Annotated in this window: 1 protein-coding gene and 2 pseudogenes; 2 read left to right on the top strand and 1 reads right to left on the bottom strand. The window is 66.1% G+C overall.

What is annotated here, in order from left to right; translation table 11 throughout:
• A pseudogene (locus tag A5698_RS29990) lies at window positions 1-211 on the top strand (carboxymuconolactone decarboxylase family protein); the annotation flags it as partial.
• Window positions 203-568: pseudogene (locus A5698_RS29985) on the top strand (nuclear transport factor 2 family protein); the annotation flags it as partial. The pseudogenes A5698_RS29990 and A5698_RS29985, both read left to right, overlap by 9 nt.
• Here A5698_RS29985 and A5698_RS28985 read toward each other — a convergent pair.
• On the bottom strand, window positions 537-864 hold a 328-nt coding region (locus tag A5698_RS28985), incomplete at its 5' end, for a carboxymuconolactone decarboxylase family protein (protein ID WP_197506579.1). The pseudogene A5698_RS29985 and the gene A5698_RS28985 sit on opposite strands and share 32 nt — an antisense overlap.

Here is an 864-nt window from a genome sequence, read left to right as displayed (position 1 = left end):
CAAGCACATCGACGACTACGCGACCTCGCCGCTGTTCTCCGACGACGAGCGCGCCGCGATCGCCTACGCCGACGCGATGACCACCGACCCGCACACCATCACCGATGAGCAGGTCGACGACCTTCGGCAGCGGTTCGGCGACGACGGCGTCATCGAGCTGACGTATCAAATCGGCGTGGAGAACATGCGGGCGCGGATGTACTCGGCGCTGGCGTCGGGCGACATGGAAGCCGTTGTGGCGCTGCTGCATCCGGATGTCACCTTCACCGGCGACTCGAACCGCCGGGCACCCACCGCACCGCGCGTCATCCACGGACCGGAGAAAGTGGCCCGGTTCCTGTTCGGACTGGTCCGACGATACGGACCGCAGTTCCTGTCGTCGAGCCAGCTGGCGAACGTCAACGGACAGCTGGGCAGCTACCTCTCCGGCTCACCGGCCAACGATGGCTACCCGGAGGTCATGCCGCGCGTCACCGCGATGACCGTGCGCGACGGCAAGGTCTGCGCGATTTGGGATATCGCCAACCCGGACAAGTTCACCGGTTCACCGTTGAAGGCTCGTCTGTAGCCGTCGTCTCCTCGCGCAAGCGCTCGTCGGAAGCCCACGGAACGCGGCACGAGTCGCCGGAACCGAAGCCCTGCTCGGTGATTCCCAGCGCCGAGTACATCCGCGCCCGCATGTTCTCCACGCCGATTTGATACGTCAGCTCGATGACGCCGTCGTCGCCGAACCGCTGCCGAAGGTCGTCGACCTGCTCATCGGTGATGGTGTGCGGGTCGGTGGTCATCGCGTCGGCGTAGGCGATCGCGGCGCGCTCGTCGTCGGAGAACAGCGGCGAGGTCGCGTAGTCGTCGATGTGCTTG

Source organism: Mycobacterium sp. E136 (genome assembly GCF_001666865.1).
Taxonomy (GTDB): domain Bacteria; phylum Actinomycetota; class Actinomycetes; order Mycobacteriales; family Mycobacteriaceae; genus Mycobacterium.
The sequence above is the reverse complement of the archived record's forward strand: the minus strand, read 5'-3'. Positions and strand labels throughout refer to the sequence as shown.